At 44.4% G+C, this 23,536-nt stretch carries 15 protein-coding genes; 6 read left to right on the forward strand and 9 right to left on the reverse strand.

Annotation, left to right across the window (positions count from 1 at the left end; genetic code table 11):
- The first annotated feature begins 426 nt into the window (after window positions 1–426).
- Window positions 427–627: a hypothetical protein gene (locus F0364_RS08220; RefSeq protein WP_153797292.1), complete on the forward strand. Its 201-nt coding sequence runs from the start codon at window positions 427–429 to the stop codon at window positions 625–627.
- Here F0364_RS08220 and truA read toward each other — a convergent pair.
- Both truA and F0364_RS08230 read right to left on the reverse strand, forming a co-directional pair.
- Window positions 624–1,382: a tRNA pseudouridine(38-40) synthase TruA gene (truA, locus tag F0364_RS08225; protein WP_153797293.1), complete on the reverse strand. Its 759-nt coding sequence runs from the start codon at window positions 1,380–1,382 to the stop codon at window positions 624–626. The genes F0364_RS08220 and truA overlap by 4 nt on opposite strands.
- A gap of 9 nt (window positions 1,383–1,391) precedes the next feature.
- A complete protein-coding gene (locus tag F0364_RS08230) occupies window positions 1,392–2,837 on the reverse strand; it encodes a proline and serine-rich protein 1 family protein (protein WP_153797294.1) in 1,446 nt (481 codons plus the stop codon).
- Between the two features lie 305 nt (window positions 2,838–3,142).
- Here F0364_RS08230 and F0364_RS08235 point away from each other — a divergent pair, with 305 nt between their 5' ends.
- Complete coding sequence (locus F0364_RS08235) at window positions 3,143–5,632, forward strand: M1 family metallopeptidase (protein WP_153797295.1); 2,490 nt, start codon at window positions 3,143–3,145, stop codon at window positions 5,630–5,632.
- 175 nt (window positions 5,633–5,807) lie between these two features.
- Here the strand turns inward: F0364_RS08235 and F0364_RS08240 are convergent, their stop codons facing one another.
- From F0364_RS08240 to F0364_RS08255, 4 genes are all read right to left on the reverse strand, one after another.
- Entirely contained in the window at window positions 5,808–6,563 is a 756-nt protein-coding gene (locus F0364_RS08240; protein WP_153797296.1) for a TPM domain-containing protein, read from the reverse strand.
- Window positions 6,564–6,682: 119 nt separating this feature from the next.
- On the reverse strand, window positions 6,683–7,144 hold the full coding sequence (locus tag F0364_RS08245) for a TPM domain-containing protein (protein ID WP_153797297.1): 462 nt from the start codon (window positions 7,142–7,144) through the stop codon (window positions 6,683–6,685).
- An 8-nt stretch (window positions 7,145–7,152) separates the two neighbouring features.
- Window positions 7,153–7,746, reverse strand: coding sequence for a LemA family protein (locus F0364_RS08250; RefSeq protein ID WP_153797298.1), 594 nt, complete (start codon window positions 7,744–7,746; stop codon window positions 7,153–7,155).
- A 69-nt stretch (window positions 7,747–7,815) separates the two neighbouring features.
- Complete coding sequence (locus F0364_RS08255; RefSeq protein ID WP_153797299.1) at window positions 7,816–8,862, reverse strand: DUF6807 domain-containing protein; 1,047 nt, start codon at window positions 8,860–8,862, stop codon at window positions 7,816–7,818.
- A gap of 895 nt (window positions 8,863–9,757) precedes the next feature.
- Here F0364_RS08255 and F0364_RS08260 point away from each other — a divergent pair.
- Both F0364_RS08260 and F0364_RS08265 read left to right on the forward strand, forming a co-directional pair.
- Entirely contained in the window at window positions 9,758–12,991 is a 3,234-nt protein-coding gene (locus F0364_RS08260; RefSeq protein WP_153797300.1) for a SusC/RagA family TonB-linked outer membrane protein, read from the forward strand.
- Window positions 12,992–13,014: 23 nt separating this feature from the next.
- Window positions 13,015–14,724 carry a RagB/SusD family nutrient uptake outer membrane protein gene (locus F0364_RS08265; RefSeq protein ID WP_153797301.1) on the forward strand — a complete coding sequence of 570 codons (1,710 nt, stop codon included), beginning with the start codon at window positions 13,015–13,017 and terminating at the stop codon, window positions 14,722–14,724.
- A 583-nt stretch (window positions 14,725–15,307) separates the two neighbouring features.
- On the opposite strand, the gene F0364_RS08270 is transcribed toward F0364_RS08265, so the two are convergent.
- Window positions 15,308–15,478 (reverse strand): hypothetical protein, encoded by a 171-nt coding sequence (locus tag F0364_RS08270; protein ID WP_153797302.1) that lies wholly within the window; start codon window positions 15,476–15,478, stop codon window positions 15,308–15,310.
- 15 nt (window positions 15,479–15,493) lie between these two features.
- Between F0364_RS08270 and F0364_RS08275 the strand changes: the two genes are divergently transcribed.
- Window positions 15,494–16,852 carry a Gfo/Idh/MocA family protein gene (locus tag F0364_RS08275; protein ID WP_153797303.1) on the forward strand — a complete coding sequence of 453 codons (1,359 nt, stop codon included), beginning with the start codon at window positions 15,494–15,496 and terminating at the stop codon, window positions 16,850–16,852.
- A gap of 299 nt (window positions 16,853–17,151) precedes the next feature.
- Here F0364_RS08275 and F0364_RS08280 read toward each other — a convergent pair whose 3' ends face one another.
- A complete protein-coding gene (locus tag F0364_RS08280; protein WP_153797304.1) occupies window positions 17,152–19,593 on the reverse strand; it encodes a T9SS type A sorting domain-containing protein in 2,442 nt (813 codons plus the stop codon).
- 773 nt (window positions 19,594–20,366) lie between these two features.
- On the opposite strand from F0364_RS08280, the gene F0364_RS08285 reads away from it, so the two are divergent.
- Window positions 20,367–21,005 (forward strand): response regulator transcription factor, encoded by a 639-nt coding sequence (locus F0364_RS08285; protein WP_153797305.1) that lies wholly within the window; start codon window positions 20,367–20,369, stop codon window positions 21,003–21,005.
- Window positions 21,006–21,042: 37 nt separating this feature from the next.
- Here the strand turns inward: F0364_RS08285 and F0364_RS08290 are convergent, their stop codons facing one another.
- On the reverse strand, window positions 21,043–23,070 hold the full coding sequence (locus tag F0364_RS08290) for a sensor histidine kinase (RefSeq protein WP_153797306.1): 2,028 nt from the start codon (window positions 23,068–23,070) through the stop codon (window positions 21,043–21,045).
- Window positions 23,071–23,536 lie beyond the last annotated feature (466 nt).

Here is a 23,536-nt window from a genome sequence, read left to right on the forward strand (position 1 = left end):
CAGCAAACGTGAAACGGTGCAGCAATTAAACAAACTATACAGAAGTTTTTGAACCACGTTAGTCATGTAGGAAAATGTAAGAATTTGAAACTGGCAGCAAAACGTGAAACGGCGCAGCAACTAAACAAACTATGCAGAAGTTTTTGAACCACGTTAGTCATGTAAGAAAATATAAGAATTTGAAACTGACAGCAAACGTGAAGCCGTGCAGCAACCAAACAAACTATGCAGAAGTTTTTGAACCACGTTAGTCATGTAAGAAAATGTAAGAATTTGAAACTGACGGTAAAGCGGGAGGCGGTGCAGCAGATAAAAAGCTGTACAGAGGTTTTTGAACGATGCAGGGGATGCAAGAAAATATAAGCAACAACCAGGGATAAAGAGTTGATAGATACATACCTCAGCGTAAGTAAAACAAATGAACCGATGAACGGATGTAGAAGGCTTAAGGGCTATACATACGAGTGCCCGGCAGAAAAAGCAGCAGGTGTCACCACCGCGCCAGGGATAGAAGCGGATACCCCGCTGAAGCCATCGCAGCATGGGTTTTGTGGCGGAGTAGCAGCGGATAGCCCGGTGCCTTCGGCAGGCGCCCTGATTAACTTATTTAGATTGCTTGTACCCTAAGCCTGTAACGGGTAAGGATAATTTACAGCCACTAAAAACAACCCGTGAGATACTGCTGAAAAATCGGCCCTGGTACAGTCCCGGGCTTCTATGATGCGGCAAAAATCTTCCACAGACAATACACCCCGGCCCACCTTAAGCATGGTACCTACCAGGCCACGTACCATACCGCGCAAAAAACGGTTGCCCTGTACATGATACACCAGGCAATTGTTTTCTGCAACCCACTCCGAAACATGGATATTACACAGAAAGGTTTTTACCTGTGTATTGCGTTTGGAAAAGGAGGTAAAATCCTGGTACTGCATTAGCACGGCAGCAGCCTTATTAAGGCTTTCTATATTAAGCCGAAAGGGATAATACCAAGACCTGTCGTTTAAAAATGGGGATTTTGACTGGCAGATAAAATACTTGTACTGCCTTGAAACCGCATCGAAACGGGAATGTGCACCGGGGGCTACGGGGTATATGCCCTTAATAACAATATCCGGCGGTAAAATGGCATTGAGGTTGTATACCCGCTCTGGCGGAATTATTATATCTGTATCAAAATGAAAAAAATTCTGCAGCGCATGCACACCGGCATCTGTACGCGACGAGCCTGTAAGCAGGTAGCCGGATGAGGAACTTATTGACGGAAATATGACGCGAAGTGCCTTTTCAACCTCAGATTGTATGGTTAAGGTACCCGGCTGAACCTGGAACCCGCTGTAACGGGTTCCTTTATACGCAACTTCAAGAAAATAACGTGGCATGTGGCAAAACTACATCCTGAGAATTGCTTTGAAACGCTTTTTGTAGTAGCTGTCGATCAATTGGGATTCAAGCGTGGCATACTGGCCAAAATCGTACGTAAAAGGGTAAGCGGCATCGAAAAAATGATAGCGCCCCTCATCGCTCAAAAACAGGCCGCTCAAGGCCTTTACCTGGCTGGTGGACACACATTTGCCAGACATAAGCTTTCTTGCCACTTTAACCATTTCATCATCGCTACTGGCTGAAACCATTTTCTTTTTCCACTTTTCCAGGTCTTCGTCAGTGGCCATTTTTTTACAATCGTTGTTAACCAGGCTGGCGGAAGAAGAAGATGATACATTTTGCGTAACAGCAGGCGCATCTTCAGTTTTTGGCTTTACCTGCGGCTCCGCGGCAGGTTGTTTTTTAGGCTGTTCGGTTTCTGATGTTTTATTGAAAAAAGGATTGCCTACTTCTTTAGCAGGCTCTTTTTTGCTTGTAACTGTGTCTTTTTCCGAGGGAGGAAACTGCAGAAAAGGTTTTTCGTTAGGCGTATATGGCTGGTACCCAGTATTCTTTTTTGTTTCCGCCGGTTTTTCTAAAGGCTGGCTGGCAACTACAGTTTCTTTTGCAACGGTGTCAACTGCGGCGGCAACATCATCTGCTTTTTTTATTCCAGTTGCCGGAATAAACAGGCGGATGGTATCCTGCGATTTGCTGTTGAAATCAATAAAAACTATGTCGGTACCTTCATCCGTACTTTTTTCAGAGACCTTTATTACGCCTTTTGTTTTGGCGGCGTCGTAACTGTCGTATGGGTTTTCTGCGGCAGCCTCTATAGTATTCTCATTATCGCCGGTATCCCTCGGGGTTGTAACAGGCACGCTGGTTACGGTAACAGAGTCATTATTAACCGCAGCGGCTTCTTCTTTTACCGGCTTGGCAGGTTCCTGTTTTTTTGTAACTACAGGCACAGGCTTGCTTAAGTTGGGGTCGTCTACCACGTCAGAAAGCATATCGCCAAACGCGTTGTTTTTGGGGGCAGCAGGGGCATCCTGTTTGGGTTTTTCTTCTTTGGGCTTTGTTTCCTTTACAGTTTCTTTAGAAGTTGCCAAACCCTCTGCCATCAACACTTCCATGGTTTGAAAATTAAACAGCCCCCACCCTTTCTCTCCAAAATTCTTCAGGGCATAACCATCATCTCTTTTATCAACCTTTATTTTAAATTGCTGTTCCGGAAATTCATCTTTTGGAAAGCCCAGCCTCAACTGGTAATCGCCATCGGTAAGCTTAGGTATTATCAGGTAGCCAATAGCGGATGAGCTATAGTTTTTACCATTCAGTATAACGTAAAAGGGCTGATTCTTTTCTGCCTCTATGTATATAAAGTGATTTTGCTGAGCAAACACATGCAGCATCAAAAAAGAGAAAACCGTAGTTACCAACTGTTTTCTTAAAAGGGTCATCCATTTCATCTCTGATAATCCGTTTTTGGCAAATCTAACTTAAAAAATAAAGCAACTGTTTGTAAGCAATATCCATAATCAGGCCATTTTAACCTTTCGTATAACAATTATCTTTATTACTTGCGTACTGCCAGGCCTTGCGTGGCAAGGCAAATTTTTTATGGGCCCGGCAGGAGGAACAGCTATAAGGCTGCCGTTGCGTCGCACTCTTCAGGGCCTTGTTTGCTGACCCGGCAACATAGCCTGGCTGGTAAAAGGCTTTTTTGACAGGACTATAAAGCACCCGTTTTTTACACAAAGTTTAAATGTTATTGATGCGTATTATAAGTTTTCTTTTTATAGCTACGGTATTTATTCTAACAGGTATAAACGCAAAAGCACAGCATACAGCAGTAAACGAACAAGCCTGGAAAGAACAGTACCGGGCATCCGCTACCAAAGTGAACGACCTAGTACACACAAAGCTGGATGTAAAATTTGATTACAATAAAAGCCGGCTGTATGGCAAAGCCTGGATTACGCTGCAGCCTCATTTTTATGCAACAGACTCCCTGGCGCTTGACGCAAAAGGCATGGATATACAGCAGGTTGCGCTTGTAAAAGATGGAACCAACATGCCACTGCAGTTTAGCTATGACAGTATGGTTATACACATATCGCTGGATAAATTATATTCAGCAGGCGAAACTTATACTGTATTTATTGATTACACAGCCAAACCAGATGAATTAAGAGCAAAGGGAAGCGCCGCCATAACAGATTCAAAAGGCCTTTACTTTATTAACCCGAAAGGAGAAATAAAAGACAAACCAACCCAGGTATGGACTCAGGGGGAAACAGAAGCTACCAGTGTATGGTGCCCTACCATTGACAAGCCCAACCAAAAAAGCACGCAGGAAGTAAGCATGACTGTACCGGCACAATATGTTACACTTTCCAACGGCCTGCTGGTAAAACAAGAAATTAACCCCGATGGCACCCGGACCGATTACTGGAAAATGGATTTACCCCACTCCCCCTACCTGTTTTTTATGGGCGTTGGCGATTATGCTATAGTGAAAGACAGTTATAAGGGGAAGGAAGTTAGTTACTACGTTGAAAAAGAATATGCCCAGGTTGCCCGCCGGATATTTGGCCTTACGCCTGAAATGATGCAGTTTTTTTCTGAAAAACTTGGTTATGAATACCCCTGGCCTAAATATGCCCAAATTATTGGCCGTGACTATGTTAGCGGTGCTATGGAAAATACAACCGCTACGCTGCACATGGAAGGCCTGCAGCAAAATGACCGTCAATTGAATGATGAGAATAAATATGAAGACTATATTTCCCATGAGCTTTTTCACCAATGGTTTGGCGACCTTGTTACCGCTGAAAGCTGGAGCAACCTTACCGTTAATGAAAGCTTTGCCGATTACAGTGAATACCTCTGGCGGGAATACAAATACGGCAAAGACGACGCTGATAAAGTGAACTACAGCGCTATGCGTGCCTACCTTTTTTCTGACAGCCAGGAGAAAGACCTGGTGCGGTTTTACTATAAAGACCAGGAAGACATGTTTGACATGGTAAGCTATCAAAAGGGCGGCCGCATTTTACACATGCTGCGCAATTACCTGGGCGACGATGCTTTTTTTAAAGGGTTAAACCTTTACCTTACTACTAACCAGTTTGGTAATGCCGAAGCCCAGCAGCTAAGGCTTGCTTTAGAACAGGTAAGCGGTAAGGACTTAAATTGGTTTTTCAATCAATGGTATTTTGGCAGCGGAAACCCTTTTCTTGACATTAGCTATGCTTACGACCCGCCAACAAAAACTGCAAAAGTGTTTATTAAACAAACCCAAAAAGAAGGCCCTGTTTTTAAGCTGCCCGTTGCCGTTGATGTTTACACCGGGGCCACAAAAAGCCGTTACAATGTATGGGTAACCAACAAACTGGACAGCTTTAGCTTTAGCACACCTACAAAACCTGACTTGATTAATGTAGATGCGGATAAAATTTTGCTGGCCTTTAAAGACGACCACAAAAGCCTGGATGAATATGTTTATCAATACAACCATGCAGGCAATTATGTGGACCGCCGCGAAGCTTTGGAGTATTGCCTGGAACATTTTGATAAAGAAAAAGCCAGGCTATTGGTATTACAGGCCTTAGATGACAAATATTACGACATACGCGGCATTGCCCTTAAAAATTTAGACCACAAAAAGACGGACAGTACATTTATTGATAAAATAGAAATGATTGCCCGGGCTGATGGTTACAAACCCAACAGGGCCATAGCTATAGATATTCTGGCGGGCTTAAACAATAAACAATATGAAGCTTTCTTCCTGGAAAGTACGGCCGACTCATCTTACACGGTTGCCGCCGCAGCGTTAGATGCATTGGCAAAGATTGATGCCAATAAAGCAATAGCACTATTACCAGCGCTAAAAAAAGATATGCGTGGCAACCTGGTAACCGCAGTTGAAAAAGTTGACCTGCTTACCAAGGGCGACGAACACTTTGATGACCAGTTTAAAAAACTGAAAACCGCTGAAATAGCCGATAAGTTTGACGAATGCTTTAACATGGTTACTTACCTGGCCAATGTAAGCAATACTGAAAATTTTAAAAAAGGCCTTGATGAAGTAATACGCTTCAGGGATAATATGGCAGCATACTCAGAAGAGTTTAAAGCGGAAATTAATGAAGCACTGCATGATTTGAAACAAAAGAAAGAAATGCTGGTAAGCAGTTCAAAAAACAAAGCTGCCGCTAAGGAAACCTTGCGCTACCTGGAAAAGAAACTGAAGGGGTAAGGACAGGCAAAACAAAACCTGTGGCACATTGCTGCGTAGAGAATCTATAAGCACAAGAGTGCGACGCAAGTAAAGCCTCATAGTAGTTGCTGCCGCCGGGCCCATAATAATAAAAAAAATACTGCCCCGGCAGTATTTTTTTTATTAAAGAATAATTGGAATTCTTTGACCGGGTTTACCAACCACCACTGGCGCCACCACCACCGCTGCTGCCGCCACCAAAACCACCAAAGCCGCCTCCTCCTCCACCGCCGCCCCAGCCGCCACTGCTGCTTCCTCCTCCAAACCATATTGGTGGTATAAAGCCACCGTAGCCTCTTCTGCTAAGCATACCACCGCGGCCACCGCCGCCACGGCTGCTTATTATTACAAAAACAATAATAAGTATAATGATAAATAAGAGTTTTCCACCGCCGAGACCTTTCCCATCACGGGTACGCTGCTGCTTGTATTCCCCTACTGCCGCTTTAGATAAGGATTGTATAGCTTCAGAAAAGCCACGGTAAAAATCGCCGGCTTTAAAAGCAGGCGCTATATCATGGTCAATGATGTTTTTTGCGATAACATCGGGAATAGCGCCCTCCAATCCATACCCAACTTCTATTCTTATCTTCCTGTCTTCTATCGCCACCAGTATAAGCACCCCATTGTTATTTTTCTTGTTGCCTATGCCCCAGTCGCGGAAAAGCCGGTTAGCATAGTCTGCCACCTCATAGCCGTTTAAAGAAGCAATTGTAACTATGGCTATCTGGTTAGAAGTACTATCATCCAAAGCTACCAGCCTTTCTTCCAGGATACTTTTTTGTTCGGCTGATAATACGTTGGCAAAATCATTAACCAACGTGGGCGGGTTGGGGCGCTTTACAATATCCTGTGCCAGCACAGGAATAACAAACAATAAGGCTACTATAACGGCTGTAAATCTTTTCATCTCGTATTATTGCCCATCAAGGTATTTGTAAATGGTACAGGAAAGAATTAAGGCCCTGCGATGCTAAATGTTGGCAAGGCTATTAAGGTTGCAATAAGGAAAGTATAACAACCTGTGCTTTACCTTCCGAAAACTATATCGTCGGGTAATTCATTTTTGTCTGTACCGGCATCGTAAGGGAAATGTGCATTCAACAGTTCGCCAATATCCAGCACTACCTGCGCAATGCCATCCGCATGGTGCTGCTGGCCAAACTCTTTCAACATGGTTTTTACCTCGTTGTTCCAGTATGTTTCACCTGCCTTGCCATAAATGCCTTCATCGGCAAAAATGGCAAGCTGCCTGTCCTTCATGGCAACATACACCAGCACACCGTTACGTTTTTCGGTTTCCTGCATTTTAAGGCCATAAAATACTTCGTAAGCCCTGTCCAGCGGGTTTACAAAGCGGCAGTGGCTTTCTATAAAAACCCTTACCTCGCCGCTGGTGCGCTGCTCCGCTGTTTTTATGGCAGCAAGAATTTTTTCTTTTTCCTGCTGCTCAAAAAAATCGGGCGCCTTTTTTTTGAATAAAGAGAACATCAGTCAGTTTACTTAATGTTGAATTCAATTTCAGGTGCTTTTTCGCTGCCGGGATCAGCTTTATAGTATGGTTTCTCCGTAAACCCAAATAAACCAGCAAATATTCTCTCAGGAAAAGTTTTCACTTTTAGGTTATAAGTGTTTACTGAAGAATTATAATCTCTTCTTGCTATGTTAATGCGGTTTTCTGTTCCCTCAATCTGTGCCTGGAAATCCTGGAAAGATTTGGTTGTTTTTAAATCAGGATATGCTTCGGCCACAGCCATCAGCCTGCTGAAAGAACCCTGCAACTGCGCCTGCGCCTGTTGGTATTTTTCCAGCGACTGTGGATCATCTATATTAACCTGCACAGCCGTAGCCTTTGCCCTTGCTTCCAGCACTTCTTTTAAAGTTGACTTTTCGAAATTGGCCGAGCCTTCAATTGTTTTAATTACGCTGCTATACAAATCTGTCCTGCGCTGGTAATTGGTTTCTACATTACTCCATGATTCTTTTACTGATTGATCCCCCTTTACCAGGCCGTTATAGCTGCTGCAACCGCAGCCACCCAGTATTACTACCAATGCTACGATAACTATTAATACGAGATTCTTTGTTTTCATGCTAATGATTGATTTTATGTGAATATACTTATCAAAGAAGATACCTTTTTTACATTATATGACTTTCCGTCATCTAACTCCAGCAAACTCACCGGATAAGTCATTCAATTCTGCAGCAGTTAGTCGTTGTGCTGCCGCGTTTATTACAACGCGGTAACGAAAAGTTACGGATTCTCCTTTTTTTAACGAATAGTTGAGTACTTCTTTTCCGTTGCTGAACACTTTTTGTCCCAGCGGGTTGGCTGCAAACAGGCCATACCCCCTTGCATGCCAGTAGGTAGGATAACCAACATTTTCAGGATGGTCTATAATGGCAATGCTGATGCTGTCATTACCTTTTTTTCCATACAACAGGCACCATTTAGCCCTTGTTCCCCAGGCAGCATCGCCTTCTTTGCCCTCGCTGGTAATATAGTTGCCGGAAATAGAAGCATCTTCGGAAGGTTTTACCTTGGTAACTATGCCATTGGCATCTGCATATTCCCGCACTTCTTTAGAGGGAAGCTCCAATTCCCTGGCGACCCTTAATCCTAAAAAACCATCTTTAATATCGGGCATGGCTACATCCAGCTCTGCGGTTAAAGTAGTAATGCGGTCTATAATGCGTATTGTGCCTTTGCCGCTAAACAGCAGCGTGGTAGTTTCTCTTAGCAATACCTGCTTTTGTATATTTTGCCATTGCGCTTCATAGGCTACGGCGCCTTTAGTACCACTCCTGGTATCGGTAATTTTAGTATTGTTAATCCATCCATAATGTGCTTTTTTTTCCGCTGGTATGGCAGAAGAGTTGTTCCAGAAATCAAGCCCGTTTACACTTTCGTAATTCAGCCAAAGACCAATATGGTGTGGGTGGTCAACCGGTTCTTTAAGCCGTGGGGCTAGAGGAAATCCCCGTGTTATCAATTCTCCGTCAGCGGCGTAGATAGGGTAAAGCACTGGCTTTTCCAGGCTGTCGGGATAAATCAATGCCGTAAAAGGTTTATCATCTATGGTTACCTCAATCTTCTTTTCGCCTGGTGTAGCAGTAACTTTTACATTACCACTCTGTGCATTCACATCTTTACTATACACTGCAATAATTCCTGACAAAAAAAGGTTTATCAAATGGCGTTTCATCAGTTAGGTTTTAATTCACAAAAAAGTATTCTACATAAATATCATCAAGATACGCTTTCAGTAATGAAGGCATTTGAAAATTTTTCGTTTCTTTTTTTATGTACTAAGCTATATTATATTTCATATGAAGCTTTGGTTGTTTACACTGTTGCTGCTTCGTCACGCAATATTGCTCACTTGTACGCCTTGTTCGTTATTCGGCAATGTGCGCAGGTTGATTGTTTTACGCGTTTAGTATTAACCGTTACGAATGGTGCTGCGGGATGCCGTATGCATTTGAAAAGCGGCTCAATGAACCGAACGATAAAGTGCTTGCGACGCAACCGGGATGCCATGAAAACTAATGCCGGTATCATAAAAATTTAAAAGTCCATTAACCGTGGTAATTAATTTCAAACGTTGTAGTAGAAAAAAAATATTTTTTCTTTTTGCATCTTCGTTGGTTACTGCTTACATTTATCGAATTAAACCAAATTGCTAATTCCCTCAATAACGTAATTCAGTTGGGTCCGCTTAAAATGCTCTATGTGAATAACTGCTTATTGTCCTGCTGAATTAATCATTACATGAATTTATTTATTTGTTGAAGTAAGTATGCGGATGCGTACACTTTGACACTAATAGTTGCGCCCCAACCTTATAAAAAACGGGCATACACGAGCATACTGCGTGGCTGGTATTTTGTTGCCATAACTACTGGCAGCATGGCTGTTGCATTGGAATGCTCTAAAGATACCCTTGCTTATTAACAGGCTTTGAAAACCAAATGACATGACTTTAATACAAACGATTGATGCGCCACCTCCCTGATTATTAGCCAGGCTTGCTAAATGCTTTTATCCCAATCTTTTTCCATCAATTCAAAAATTATGTAGTCACCAAAATTTAACGCTATATGAAAAAACTTAAACATTGTTTAAGCAGGCTATACCTGCTTGGGGCATTTTTTTGCCTATTCCTGCCCGCACTGGCGCAAAAGTCAATCACGGGTACTATTACCAACACGAGTACAAAAGCACCGCTGGCAGGCGTAACTGTATTGGTAAAAGGCACATCGCAGGGTACGTCAACAGATGACAAAGGTTTTTACAGTATTACAGCAAAAGAAGGCGCTGTATTAGTATATACTTTTGTAGGCTTTAAAATAGTAGAACAAAAGGTTGCAGCAGGCAATACCATTAATATTGAGCTGGAAGAAATAGCAGGCTCACTTAATGAGATTGTAGTTACCGGTTATGGCTCACAATCAAGAAAAGACATTACCGGCGCCGTTGCCGTTGTTGATACCAAAGCCCTGTTATCCGCGCCTGCCGCCAACCTTGCACAGGCTATGCAGGGCCGTGTAGCCGGTGTGGTAGTGGGATCTGATAATGGCCCCGGCGGTGGCGCCATGGTGCGCATCAGGGGCTTTAGTACCATTAATGATAACTCACCGTTGTACATTATTGACGGAACGCCCACCAAAGGCAACCTGAACACACTTAACCTGAATGATATTGAATCAATGCAGGTGTTAAAAGATGCGTCAGCCGCATCCATCTACGGCTCCCGGGCAGGCAATGGTGTTGTTATCATTACTACCCGCAGGGGCAAGGCCGGCAAACCCAAACTGACTTATGATTTTTACTATGGTACCCAACGCCCGGGCAAATTTCTGGACCTGGTGAATACACAGGAATACGCAAATCTTTTGTGGGAATCCCGCAAAAACGCAGGCAATGTTGACCCGGTTACCGGTAACCCTAAACACGCACAGTTTGGCACAGGGGCCACCCCGGTTATTCCAGATTACATTTTTCCGGATGGAGCAATGGAAGGAGATCCCCGCCTCAACCCCGCCAACTATACTAACAATATAGACGACCCTGAGTTCCGCAAAACAAAATGGCTTATTACCAAAGCAAACAAACAAGGAACTAACTGGCTGGATGTAATTTTTGACCCGGCTCCCATTATGAACCACCAGTTAGGTGTAAGTGGCGGCAATGACAATGGCCGGTATGCCATATCATTTAACTACTACGATCAGAAGGGCATCCTGAAGTACACCAATTTCAAACGTTATGCCATCAGGGCCAATACCGAGTTTAAAGTAAACCGCTTTCGTATCGGCGAAAACTTCCAGGTATCTTACAGCGAACGGGTAGGTCAAACGAACGGCAATCAAAGCGAAAGCAATCCTATTTCATTTGCCTATCGCATACAGCCTATTATTCCGGTATATGATATTATGGGCAACTTTGCAGGAACCAAAGGCGGCGACCTTGATAACTCAAGAAATCCATTAAGCATCCTGTACAAAGGCAAAGACAATGTGGGCAAAGAAATGCGTGTATTTGGTAATGGTTACGCCGAATTTGACATTCTCAAAAACCTTACGGCCCGCACCAGCCTCGGTATTGATTATACCAGCTTCAATATCCGTACTTATACTATCCGCGAAGTGGAAGCCTCTGAATCTGCTGCAACCAATACCCTGACTACATCCAACAGCTTTGCATGGTCATGGACATGGTACAATACATTAAGTTATAAAACCTCATTTGGCGACAAACACCAGGTTGACTTCATGATAGGCAACGAAGCCATTAAATCTTACGGCGAAGGCTTCGACGCCGGCCGCTCACGCTTTTTTGTGGATGACCTTGACAACCGCTTTCTCAATGCAGGCAATGCCGGTACATCTACCAACAGCGGCATACCCAGTACAGAATGGCGGTTGGCTTCAGAATTTGCCAAGGCCAACTATAGCTATGATGACCGCTATTTGTTAGACCTTACCGTTCGCAGGGACCGATCATCCCGCTTTGCGCCGCAAAACCGCAGTGCACTTTTTCCTGCTGCAAGCCTTGGCTGGCGACTATCTGATGAAGCATTCATGAAAAACGTAAGCTTCTTCCGCGACCTTAAACTGCGTGTTGGCTGGGGACAGACCGGCAACCAGGAAATCGGGGATTTCAACTATTTCACCTCTTTCGGCACAGGGCCTACCGTTTCTTTTTACGACCTCAACGGTTCAAGAACTTCCTCATTACAGGGTTATGAGTTAACACAATTCGGCAACCCCTCCGCCAAATGGGAAACCAACACATCAACCAACATTGGCCTGGATGCGACTATACTGAACGGTAAACTGGGGATTGCACTCGACTTATATCAACGTACAACAAGCGATATGTTGTTTCCGGTAGAAGTTCAATTTACGCAAGGTGTTGCAGCTAACCCCTTCCGCAATATTGCGGAAATGAAAAACAAAGGCTTTGACCTTGGCATCTTCTATAATGGCGAAGCCATCCATCATGAGATGGTCTACAAAATTGACTTTAACATAAGCGCTTATAAAAATGAAGTAACGCGTACAGATGGCAACCCTAATACTCAGTACTTCGGCTTTACCACAAGGTTACCGGCTATGAGCGTAACACAGCAGGGGCACCCACTCGCTTCTTACTTTGGATACGTTATTGATGGCATCATACAGTCTGATGAAGAGGGCGCCAAACATGCTACACAATTTGGCGGTGGCGCCAATAACAAGGCTGGCCAGTTTAAATTCAGGGATTCCAATGGCGATGGTATCATCAACGCCAGCGACCGCGTTGTTATCGGTAACCCACATGCTGACTTTTCGTATGGCTTTAACTTCAATGGCACTTACAAGAATTTTTCCCTTACACTTTTCGTACAGGGGCAATATGGCAATGAACTGTTTAATTATGTAAGGTATTGGACAGACTTCCCCACTTTTGGCGGCATACGCAGCAAACGCATGCTGAACGACTCCTGGAGGCCTGGTAAAACAGACGCCAAACTGCCACAGTTAAGAAGCAACGATGTTATCAGCAGCAGTCCTTCAACTTACTACCTGGAAGATGGCTCTTATACAAGAATTAAAAACATACAAATTGGCTATAACCTTCCTGAAAAATGGCTGAGAAGAGTAGGCTGCAACAAAGCATTGATCTATGTACAGGGCCAAAACCTGTTCACTTTTACCAAGTACACAGGCCTTGACCCGGAAATCAACTCCCGCAATTTTAACGCAGGCAGCGACAGGCAACTGGGGGTTGATGAAGGCGCTTACCCTGTAGCTAAATCTTTCCTGGTAGGCGTTAGCCTTGGTTTTTAATTTATCACTATCAACTATTTTATATGAAACAATACATCATCCTTTTTTTTGTAATGGCTTTCTTTGCTGCCTGCAGCAACAAGTTTTTGGATGTAGCGCCCAATGGTGTGCTGCCGCCCGATAAAGTACAAAACAAAACCGGTGTAAATGCGCTGCTTATCGCGGCTTATTCACTGGTAGATGGCGTTGGCGCAGGCGCCGCAAGTTCCTGGCACGGCTCCGGCGATAACTGGATTTATGGCAGTGTTGCATCAGATGATGCATACAAGGGCTCTACCGCCGGCGACCAGCCCGAAATTTCTTTTATTGAAGCCTACAACCTCTTGCCTGACAATAACCACTTCCGCGGCAAATGGAGAACTGTATACGATGGTGTAGCCCGCAGTAACGATGTAATACAGGCTACAGAAAAAGCAACAGACATGACGGATGACGAAAAAACACAGGCAGTTGCTGAGGCCCGCTTTTTACGGGGGCACTATCATTTTGAAGCAAAGAAAATGTGGAACAATGTGCCTTATATTGATGACAAAACCTACAACCCGCAGGATCTTAACAGCACCAAAGTGCCCAACACAGAAGATATATGGCCAAAGATTAATGAAGACCTGAAGTTTGCTTACGACAACCTGCCGGCCACTCAAACACAAAAGGGAAGGGCTACAAAATGGGCTGCAGGCGCCATGCTGGCTAAAGCCTATCTTTTTCAACAAAAATATGCTGAAGCCAAAGTGTTGCTGCAGGCCATTTACGATTCAAAACAGTACGTACTGGTTGGCAAATACCAGGATGATTTCAGAATGGCCATGAACAACAATTCAGAATCTATTTTTGAAGTACAGTTTTCCGTAAATGATGGCGCCCCAGGTGGTGAAAATGGCAACCAGGGTGCTACGCTTAATTATCCTTACGGCGGCCCAACCACCTGCTGCGGCTTTTACCAGCCGTCGCAAAACCTGGTAAACGCTTTTAAAACAGATGCCAATGGTTTACCCATGCTTACAGACTTCAACAACAGCGATGTAACCAACGACCAGGGTATTGAATCATCTGCTCCTTTTACGGCTTACACCGGAACGCTTGACCCACGCCTCGACTGGACTGTTGGCCGCCGCGGCATCCCTTATCTTGACCATGGCGACCACCCCGGCAAAGCATGGGTTAGAGACCAGGCCTATGCCGGCCCTTACTCACCCAAAAAACACCTTTTTTACAAGTCAGATGTAGGCAGCGGAACATTTGCCACCAACCCCCGCCTCAACGCCAACAACTATCGTATGATTCGGCTGGCACATGTAATTCTGTGGCTGGCAGAGTGCGAGGTAGAAGCCGGCAACCTGGAAAATGCAAGAGCCTTGGTTAACGAAATACGCAGAAGGGCCGCCAATCCCGATGGCATGGTAAAACGTGCTGATGGCACCCCCGCTGCCAATTACAAAATAAGCGAATACACCCAGGCCTGGACCAGCCAGGAAACAGCCAGGGCCGCTGTCCGGTTTGAGGAAAGGCTTGAGTTTGCTATGGAAGGCCACCGCTTCTTCGATCTTGTACGCTGGGGCATTGCGGATAAAGTGCTTAACGATTATGTGGCAGGCGAAAAATTAAAAAGAACCTATCTCTCCAGCGCCAGTTTCACAAAAGGCAAAAACGAGTATTACCCCATTCCTCTGCAGGAAATACTCAACAGTTCCATTGCCGGTCAACCCACGCTAAAACAAAATCCCGGGTATTAATTTTGTTCATATAGCAGTTGTTTCGGTTAGGTGCGTGGCTTATGCCATGCACCTTTTTTTTGCGGTAAGGTTAGCAGTTCTATTGCTTTGCTAAAAGACACTCACATCGTACATCACGCATCTAACGTCTTACGTAAAAGAAGTACTTCGTACTTCTAACTTCGTACTTAAACACACTCCACATCTAACATCATACATTTTATGGCGCCTGCCAAAGGCACCGGGCTTTCCGCTATTACTCCGGCACAGGCCCCTGCTGCAATGGCCTCACCGGGGTAACCGCTGCAATCCCTGGCGCGGTGGTGACACAGCGCAATAACCCAAATAAAGCCTCACCGGCCAAAGCGGCATTATTTTAGTAACAGCACCACCAATAACAACCGGCCGTGCTGATATTGAAAGAATTTCAAACGTTGTAATACCGAAAGGGATGTTAGTTATAGATATGAATGCTTCATAGCAGTAAATTTATAACTTTAAAAGCCCGGCTTAAGTTGGGATGTATGATACCGGTTGCTGGCCTTAACCATACTTATAAAAAAAGTAAAGTGTTGTAAGCCGCCCCGGCTTTATTAATACCCGCTTAAATGTTGCCCATTGATATATTGATGAAAGGATTGCCAGCCAGCTTTGTTATTTTATATTGGCGCTGGCGAACCTCCTTCGTCGGTTTGCGACGCAAGGGACGATGCCATGAATAACTGTCGCTGGTATCTAAATGTTTTTCAATGGCAAAGCCATACAGGTAATACATACTAAAAAATAAATCATGAAAAACTCCCGCAGAGATTTTATTAAACGCACCGCCATGACAGGCGCAGCCACCTACCTGGGAACCATGGGCCTTAGTGCCGCCAGCTACCGGAGGATTATGGGGGCTAACGACCGTGTGAACGTTGGCATTGTAGGATTTTCAGACAGGCACAAAGATGCGCACCTGCCATCGTTTTTAAACCTGTACAAAGAGTTGAATTTTGATGTAATTGCCGTAAGTGATATATGGAAAAAACGCCGCGAAGAAGGCCAGGCGCTCTGGAAAGAAAAACTGGGCCACGATGTTACCGCCTGCCTTAACAATGATGAGCTGTACAAGATAAAAGATATTGATGCTGTGTTTATCGGCACGGCAGACTTTCAGCATGCCTGGCACACCATTGAAGCCGTTAAAGCCGGAAAGGATGCTTACACGGAAAAACCACTTGCCGAAACCATGGAAGACGCCAGGGCGGTTTTAAAAGCGGTTAAAGACAGCGGAAAAATTGTGCAGATAGGCTCTCAGCGCCGCAGCGGCGCCAACTACCATGCGGCGGATGAATTCATAAAGTCCGGCAAATTTGGCCCTATTGTAATGGTAGAGCTTACGTGGAATGTAAACCAGCCGGAGCGCTGGCGCAGGCCTGCGTTGGTGGCACAGGTAAAAGAGGAAGATGTGGATTGGAAGCGCTTTTTAATTAACCGTCCGCAGGCGCCTTTTAACCCGCGCCACTACCTGGAGTACAGGTTGTTCTGGCCTTATTCATCCGGTATTCCCGGCCAGTGGATGTGCCACCAGATAGATACGGTACACTGGTTCTCCGGGCTTAACCACCCCCGCAGCGTAGCTGTTAATGGCGGCATTTATGTATGGAAGGACGGACGTAAAAATGCAGATACCATGACCGCCGTTTTTGACTATGGCCCGGAAAATGACCCCGGCAGTGGTTTCCAGGTGGTGTTTACCTCCCGCCAAACCAATGCGGCCGGCGATACCAAAGAAATTTACTACAGTAACGGCGGCACACTTAACCTTGATACCAATAAGATTAGCCCGGAAGGCGGCCTTACCGAAAACCACGCCAAACAAATGAACATGCAGGCCAACCTGCTGCCTGAATTAAGCCTTAGCGAAATGGCTACCAAGGTATCCACTTCTGCCAACACCGGCAGCGACCCGCTTACACAAGCCCATGTACGCAACTGGATGGAATGTGTACGCAGCCGCAAGCAGCCCAATGCACCCATTGAAGCGGGCTACAACCACAGCATAGCCGTTATTATGACCAACGCAGCCTACCGCACCGGCCAAAAAGTTACGTTTGATGAAAAAAGCCAGGAAGTAATTGCAGGTGGCAAAGTATTTAAATATTGACGCCAAAGTAAATGGATGTGGCGGCAGGATATGCATATGGATCGCATACATAATTTTATATATGGCACTTAGCTGCAGAACAAATATTTAGCATCGTTGTGTCACTCACTTGTACGCCACCGCTATAAGCAGCTACAGGTTGCACATCCCGAAAAATCCGGTTAAACCTTTACCGCTTCCCCACCGGAAGATTGTTGGTATTACCCGGAAAGAATCTTTTTACCATATTGCAGCAGGCAACAATAGAGACGGCGGCTTGATGAAGCTGCCGTCTCTATTTTGTTTTCTACTCACACCAGCTATTCAACCTTGATGAGTTTAAAGGTTTTCATTTTTCCACTACTGTTAATTACCTGAACAAAGTACATGCCTTTAGCAAGGCTGGTGCTGTTAAGCTGGCAGGTTGCCGCAACATTACTTCCGTTTATCAGCCGCAGCGTTTTGCCCTGCATGTCCAGCAGCCTTATACTGCTTAATGCCTTGTTGCTTTGCAAGGTTACCGCCTCACCTGCTTTAGCCGGGTTGGGGCTTAGCTTTACCTGCCATTGGCCCGCAAAATCCAGCATCTGTATAGCGCTGTAAGCTTTAATGCCTTCATTATCCAGTGCTACACGGTAGTAGTTATTTGCTTCCATCGGGCTGCTGTCAGTAGAGCTGTACCTGTTTGCGCCGCTGCCGCCCCTGGCTGGCAGCCTGGCTATGGTTTGCCAATTATGGCTGTCTGCACTGCGCTGCAGTTCAAAAAGTTCTTTACCGTTTTCTTCGGCTGTTTGCCAATTGAGCAGCGCTTTATCCCCCCGTTTCTGCGCTGTAAAATCTACCAGCTTTACCGCCAATACGCCCAGCCCCCAGGTTACCGTGTAGCTGGCGGGGTCGCTCTGTACACCGGCGGCATCAACCACCGCGTAGTTAAAGCTAAAGCCGCTGTTGCCGTTTTGGTTAAACGTAACGGTTAACAAAGCGGGGTTGTAATTGGCTATCGTAACAGGGCCGGTTATCTGTACACCGTTGTAAGAGAGCACAGGCCCGTTCTGGTCATTGTCTGTATTGTCGGCAATAAAAAATTCTATGGTGGCATTGTTGTAAGCGGTATTTGCAGCATCGCTGTTGCCTATAAACCCTTTTAACGTAAGGATATTGCCGGATAAGCTGCCTTCAGTAATAACGGCATAATCTGTAAGCAGGTTTACATTGGTACCGCTGTTGGCCAAAGTACTTAATACGCCATCGTTGGGTGTAACTGCGAGGTCTGTTGTTGAAGAAGCTAAATTGATGCCCAGGCCCACATTGTTGTAGATGGAATTTTGCGTAAAAGTATTATCATACACCTTTGTATTGTTTACAGACCTTACATGGATGCCGGGGCCGCCGTTATTGGCAATGATATTCTTTGTAATGATGTTATCTGTTACAGATATATCGCCTGAAGAAAGATTAAAATACGTATTTAAAAATATGCCCGCCCATCCGTTACCGGCGGCAGTGGTACCGTTGGACAAAACACCTATGTAGTTGCCCGCTATGGTATTATTGGAAGCAGGATATGCGTAGTTCTGGTAAAACCGTTCCCCATTCATGATGATACCATTAGAGTAGGAGTTAACGATGATATTACGCATGGCGGCATTGGTGGCAGAGCCGATTGTATTATTGTTGGAGCCCCTTATGGATATGGCATAATAGTTTTTAAAATTGCTGCCCGTGTTACCGTTTATATCCGTTCCAAAATAGTTGCCTGCCACCAGGTGGTTACCCTGCGCCCTGTTGTTGTTTGTACTGGCCCCGTTATTGAAATAAGAACCTCCCCCGGAAATATTTGCAAAAATTACCACAGCGGAATAACCGAAACCTGCGAAAACATTTCTTTCCAGTGCATCAGATGTGCCGTTGCCATCGGTACCTATCCTAACCCCGGTACAGTTGGTAAGCGCAACACCATACGAACCGCCTGAGCTTGAAAAAGTTTGCAGGGCAACAGTACCATTTTTCCTTAAGCCGAAGGTGTTGCCCGCGATGATAAAGTTATCGCACATATACAGCCTTAGAGGTTCCAGGTTAGAGCCCGAGCTTTGCAATGGCTGGGTAAAAAGGTTACCTTCATTGGCGTCTGCTGTTCCATCGCCATTTGTGCCGATAATCCAGCTACGGACATTCGAGGCATACGGGCTGGCTGCATTCGTTTTACCATACAGCTCTAAGGCATATCCCGCACCGGTGATAGAATTCCCGTCTGCCCCGGTATTAAAATAATTACCCCAAATAAAAACATTGCTGATGTTGGCGCCCTGGGCCGCTGTACAACCTATCATACTTCCATTGCCTGCAATAGAAAAGGCGATACCGCAGATTTGCGTATTGCTGGCCTGTACATCAAACACATAAATGTTACTGAAATTGCAAACAACCTGTACCAGGATTGTTCTTGCCGCTATTGTACCGGCAGATGAACCTGGCTGGGAATAACCATTAATAAATACCTGGCCGGTAATTACGGGCAGGTTATAACTGAGTGTAATGGTTTTTACCCCTGAACCAGAAATATTAAACACAATATTATCTGCCCCTGAATTTGCATTGGCATCAATAATTGCCTGCCTTAGGGTACCGGTACCGGCCCCCGCAGCAGGATTGGAGCCGCCATTATCGCCGGTATTGGTTACCGTATACGTGGCTGCGTTTGATACTTTGGCAAAAGATGCGAATAGCATCAATAGCAGGATACTGGAAAATACTTTTTTCATATTAGGGTACTTAAAACCTGGATGCGTTTGGCTATGTTAAAATTTATTGCCTTGGCCTATCCTGGAAAATTTGGAGAAAATTCAACTTATTAACATTACTTCCTGGTAAATTTTTAATCTGTATTAACGTGACTGGTTGCTCTAAATGTTTAGGAATGTTATTACAAATTTCGTTAACTACTTTTTAAAAAGAGCCCGCTAAATTTATTTCACTCTACTTAAAAGCTGGCGCATATAAGCTCTCCATTTTTTAGGTACACCAACCGTATGTTTTACTACAAGGGGAATGAAAGAATTAAGCATGGACTATGCTACGTGCAAATGGGCCAATATCACCATAGCCCTTGTACAGCACACGCCGCTGCATTTACATTTATAAGCTATGAAGCCTGCCTGCAAAGCGGCAACGTGTTACACTTTCGGGTGAGGGATTGAAGCGGCTACCCCGCTGAAGGCTTTGTGCGGCGGATTTGTGGCGGAGTAATAGCGAAAAGCCCGGCCCGAGGGACACCCCCTGAAAATCTTTATCGTTAAAACACAATAGCCCGGCATTAATAGTAACGGCTACTTTAACCCCACTACAGAACAGGAAAATCCAATTATTTTCAAGCACCCTAAAAATAGAGTAACTTAAGGTTCAATTTTTTGTATAGCTGGTGCTATTTTTTGATTTGCTGGTGCAATGACGGTAACGAACTTTGCATGCCTTATTATCAGGCTTTACCAGTAATGCATTGCCTGAAAGAATTTTATTACTCAAATAATAATACCCCATGGTTATCTGTATTATTGACGACCACCTGTTATTTGGCCAGGCGTTGAAAGGCCTTATTGCGGGAAGATACCCAGAATATGATGTGCGTGTTTTTGCAAGCAGCAGAGAGTTTTTAAAAGATAACGCTCACCCGCATCCTTCACTGGTAATAACAGATCTGTTTATACCCGGCCTCAACGGCCTGGACATGATGGCGGCTTACAAAGAGCAGCACCCTGATTGCAGGTTCATTTTTATTTCTTCTTCAAATGATACAGCCAAAGTAAGGGAGTGCCTAAAAAAGGGCGCATCCGCATATTTAAGTAAAGATGCCTCTGAAGATGAACTGGCCGATGCAGTTGCTACCGTTTTACAAGGGGGCAAGTACCTTAACAGTACTATGAAAGACCGCTGGGTAAACAATATTTTTTCAGATGAAGAAACAGTGCTTTTTTCACCAAGGGAAACAGAAGTTTTACAAAAACTGTGCAATGGCCTTACCCCTAAGGAGATTGCTTTTGAAATGGGGCTTACATTAAACACCGTACAGCAATATATAAAAAGCATGATGCAAAAAACAAAACTTAACCGAACTACCGAACTGGTATTGTATGCCGTGCAAAAAGGCATTTATATTGTAAACAGAGATGTTGGATAACGTTAGAAGGCACGATGATTTTGTTGAACAGCGTTAATTAAGAAAGTGGAAACTGCCCTGTTATGGTAAGCCCGTTTGTGGATACTATTTCTAAACTTCCTTTCAAGGCGTTCATGCGCTGATGCATGGTTTGAATACCGAGCCCTTCTTTAACAGCAAATTGCAAACCTGTTCCGTTATCCGTTACCCGCAGCATGCAAATGTTATTTTCCGCATGCAAACTAACATTTAACTGGCTGGCCCCTGAATGCTTCATACTGTTGGCAACGGCTTCCTTTACAATAAGGTAAAGCTCCCTGTGCTGCCGGGGGGTTAACTGTTGTTCCAGTACTTCGTCAGCGGTTGTTTGTATGTGCAGGTTACTATTTTTGTCAAACCGTTCCTCCAGGTTGTATAATAAGTCAAAAACATTATAACGGTTTTCATCCCTGGCAGCAAGGCGGTGCATAAAGGCCCGCGCCTGTTGATAAACAACATGTATTTCTTGTTCAACCTGTCCCAGTAATTCTCGGGTTTCAGGCAGGTGTTGCCGGTTTTTAGTATCAGCAACCCAATACCGTAAAGCGGCAAGGCTGCTGCTTACCTCATCATGCAGGTTAGCCGAAATGCTCTGGCGCTGCTGGCTGATGGCCAGCTCTTTTTCCGCCTCCATCCTTACCTGCTTAAATTCCATCTCCTGCTCCAGTTGCTGTAGTTCGTCAGAAAGTTTCCGCCTTTCTGCAAGTCTTTGCGCCTGAAGTTTTTTAATACGCAAATAAATAAATACTATAACCGCCAGCAAAAGGATAATGCTGCTGAACAAGATAACATTCCTATCATTCCTGCTGCGCAGGTTAGCCTGCTCAAGCTGCGCTATCCTGGCTTCTTTTTTAAGCGATGAATATTTTTCCTCAGCATCAAACACTATACCCCGGTTGCCGATAATGTTTAACGAATCTAACCATGCTTCGTACTGCAAATGGTGCTTTAGGGCCTGCCGGTAATTGCCTTTACCCAGGAAATAGCGGTACAGCACACCCTGCATTTCCTTCCTGGCATACAGGTTTTCCGGCGGAATTTTTTCATTAACCAATGCAGCCAGCACATCAGCATGCCCTAAAGACAGCAGGCAGGCATTCTTATACAGGTTGAACATATATTTTTCCCTGTTCCAGTAAGCAATGGGCTGTGCAAATGCAGGCATTAATGCGCTGTCAAAATACCTGATGGCCGTATTGTAGTTTTCTTTATAAAACTCCAGCAGGCCCAACGCGGCATAACAGCGAAAATACCAATACGGTGCAGGTTTTTGCTTGGCCTGCATTATAGCATGTACCGTAAATTTTACTGAATCTTCAAGGGCCGGGTTACGATCTTCAGAAAACAGGCGGGCATACATAAACCCTTTGTGCAGGCACAGGTAAGTATATTGGTCGTTCCATTTTTCGTCAGCGGGCGTTTGTGCCAGGTATCTGTCTATGTAACCAATGGCCTGCCTGTACAAAAAAAGCCCGGCATAAATGGTAACGTAAGAGTACCCAACATTGCGCAGGCTTAAGGTATCTTTATCGGCAATCGCAATTTCCTCTGCATTGTGCAGCATTTGTACGGCAGAATCATTAAAATGGTAAGCAGCGTAGTTGATAGCCAGGTTTAGGTAAGCCTGGCAAATTTGCAGGCGGTATTTTTTTCTTTCCTTGCCCAATGCCACAAGCTCTTTCAACCAGTTAAACGATGTTTTTCTTTCACCAATATCCTGGTAAAAAGTAGCCACTGCATCTATGTATGGAATTTTCTCCTCGTCATCAGGCATACCAACCAGTTTTTTTTCAAGCTCATTGTTGATAGCGCGGGTTTCAGCAAGGTTATGTACTATTAATTCAATTGAGTTAACCAGCAGTATATTTATCTTCTCCTGGTCCGTAACAGCGCCCTTACTTTTTGGTTTAAGATTATCAGGAAGGGCATTATATAGAGTATCGCTTATCTGCGCTTTTGGAGCAAGCGGAAGAAGGAGTGCTGTAACACACAACAGGACGATTGGTAAGGTACTTGAACGCATTAACAGGTAAACTGCTTTCTGCAAATTTATTCCTGTTACAAATGATTACCAGCTCTATAATAAATTTTTAAGTGCAGGCTGGATGATGTACAAATTATAAATTACGGAGTACGTGGTAGCAAAGAGAAATAATATACTTGTTTTACATCGTACATCCACATCATACGTCTAACATAATTAAGTCTTCGTAAATTGTACTACATGTGTTTTCCTTTACATCGTACATCCCACACCTAACATCTTACATAAAAAAATACTTCATACTTCAAAAAAAAAGCATCTAAATATAATGAAGCTATACACAATTGTTAATAAAGATGAAGTTTGTAGGAGATAGGCCAAAAGTTATCCCCGGTTGATTGTTGAGCAGGAATAAATCAGGAAACTGCATTCAAAAAAATGCTGTCGTTTTTTGATTCTCTTACCGATCCCCGCGTAGAACGTACTAAACTGCACTCCTTAAAAGATATTCTCGGCATTACCATTTGCG

The organism is Foetidibacter luteolus (assembly GCF_009650435.1).
Lineage (GTDB): Bacteria > Bacteroidota > Bacteroidia > Chitinophagales > Chitinophagaceae > Foetidibacter > Foetidibacter luteolus.

Excerpts from the sequence above, each read along its gene's own strand:
- F0364_RS08220 (WP_153797292.1), top strand. The coding sequence starts at position 427 with ATGAACGGATGTAGAAGGCTTAAGGGCTATACATACGAGTGCCCGGCA.
- truA (WP_153797293.1), bottom strand. The coding sequence starts at position 1,382 with ATGCCACGTTATTTTCTTGAAGTTGCGTATAAAGGAACCCGTTACAGC.
- F0364_RS08230 (WP_153797294.1), bottom strand. The coding sequence starts at position 2,837 with ATGAAATGGATGACCCTTTTAAGAAAACAGTTGGTAACTACGGTTTTC.
- F0364_RS08235 (WP_153797295.1), top strand. The coding sequence starts at position 3,143 with ATGCGTATTATAAGTTTTCTTTTTATAGCTACGGTATTTATTCTAACA.
- F0364_RS08240 (WP_153797296.1), bottom strand. The coding sequence starts at position 6,563 with ATGAAAAGATTTACAGCCGTTATAGTAGCCTTATTGTTTGTTATTCCT.
- F0364_RS08245 (WP_153797297.1), bottom strand. The coding sequence starts at position 7,144 with ATGTTCTCTTTATTCAAAAAAAAGGCGCCCGATTTTTTTGAGCAGCAG.
- F0364_RS08250 (WP_153797298.1), bottom strand. The coding sequence starts at position 7,746 with ATGAAAACAAAGAATCTCGTATTAATAGTTATCGTAGCATTGGTAGTA.
- F0364_RS08255 (WP_153797299.1), bottom strand. The coding sequence starts at position 8,862 with ATGAAACGCCATTTGATAAACCTTTTTTTGTCAGGAATTATTGCAGTG.
- F0364_RS08260 (WP_153797300.1), top strand. The coding sequence starts at position 9,758 with ATGAAAAAACTTAAACATTGTTTAAGCAGGCTATACCTGCTTGGGGCA.
- F0364_RS08265 (WP_153797301.1), top strand. The coding sequence starts at position 13,015 with ATGAAACAATACATCATCCTTTTTTTTGTAATGGCTTTCTTTGCTGCC.
- F0364_RS08270 (WP_153797302.1), bottom strand. The coding sequence starts at position 15,478 with ATGTATTACCTGTATGGCTTTGCCATTGAAAAACATTTAGATACCAGC.
- F0364_RS08275 (WP_153797303.1), top strand. The coding sequence starts at position 15,494 with ATGAAAAACTCCCGCAGAGATTTTATTAAACGCACCGCCATGACAGGC.
- F0364_RS08280 (WP_153797304.1), bottom strand. The coding sequence starts at position 19,593 with ATGAAAAAAGTATTTTCCAGTATCCTGCTATTGATGCTATTCGCATCT.
- F0364_RS08285 (WP_153797305.1), top strand. The coding sequence starts at position 20,367 with ATGGTTATCTGTATTATTGACGACCACCTGTTATTTGGCCAGGCGTTG.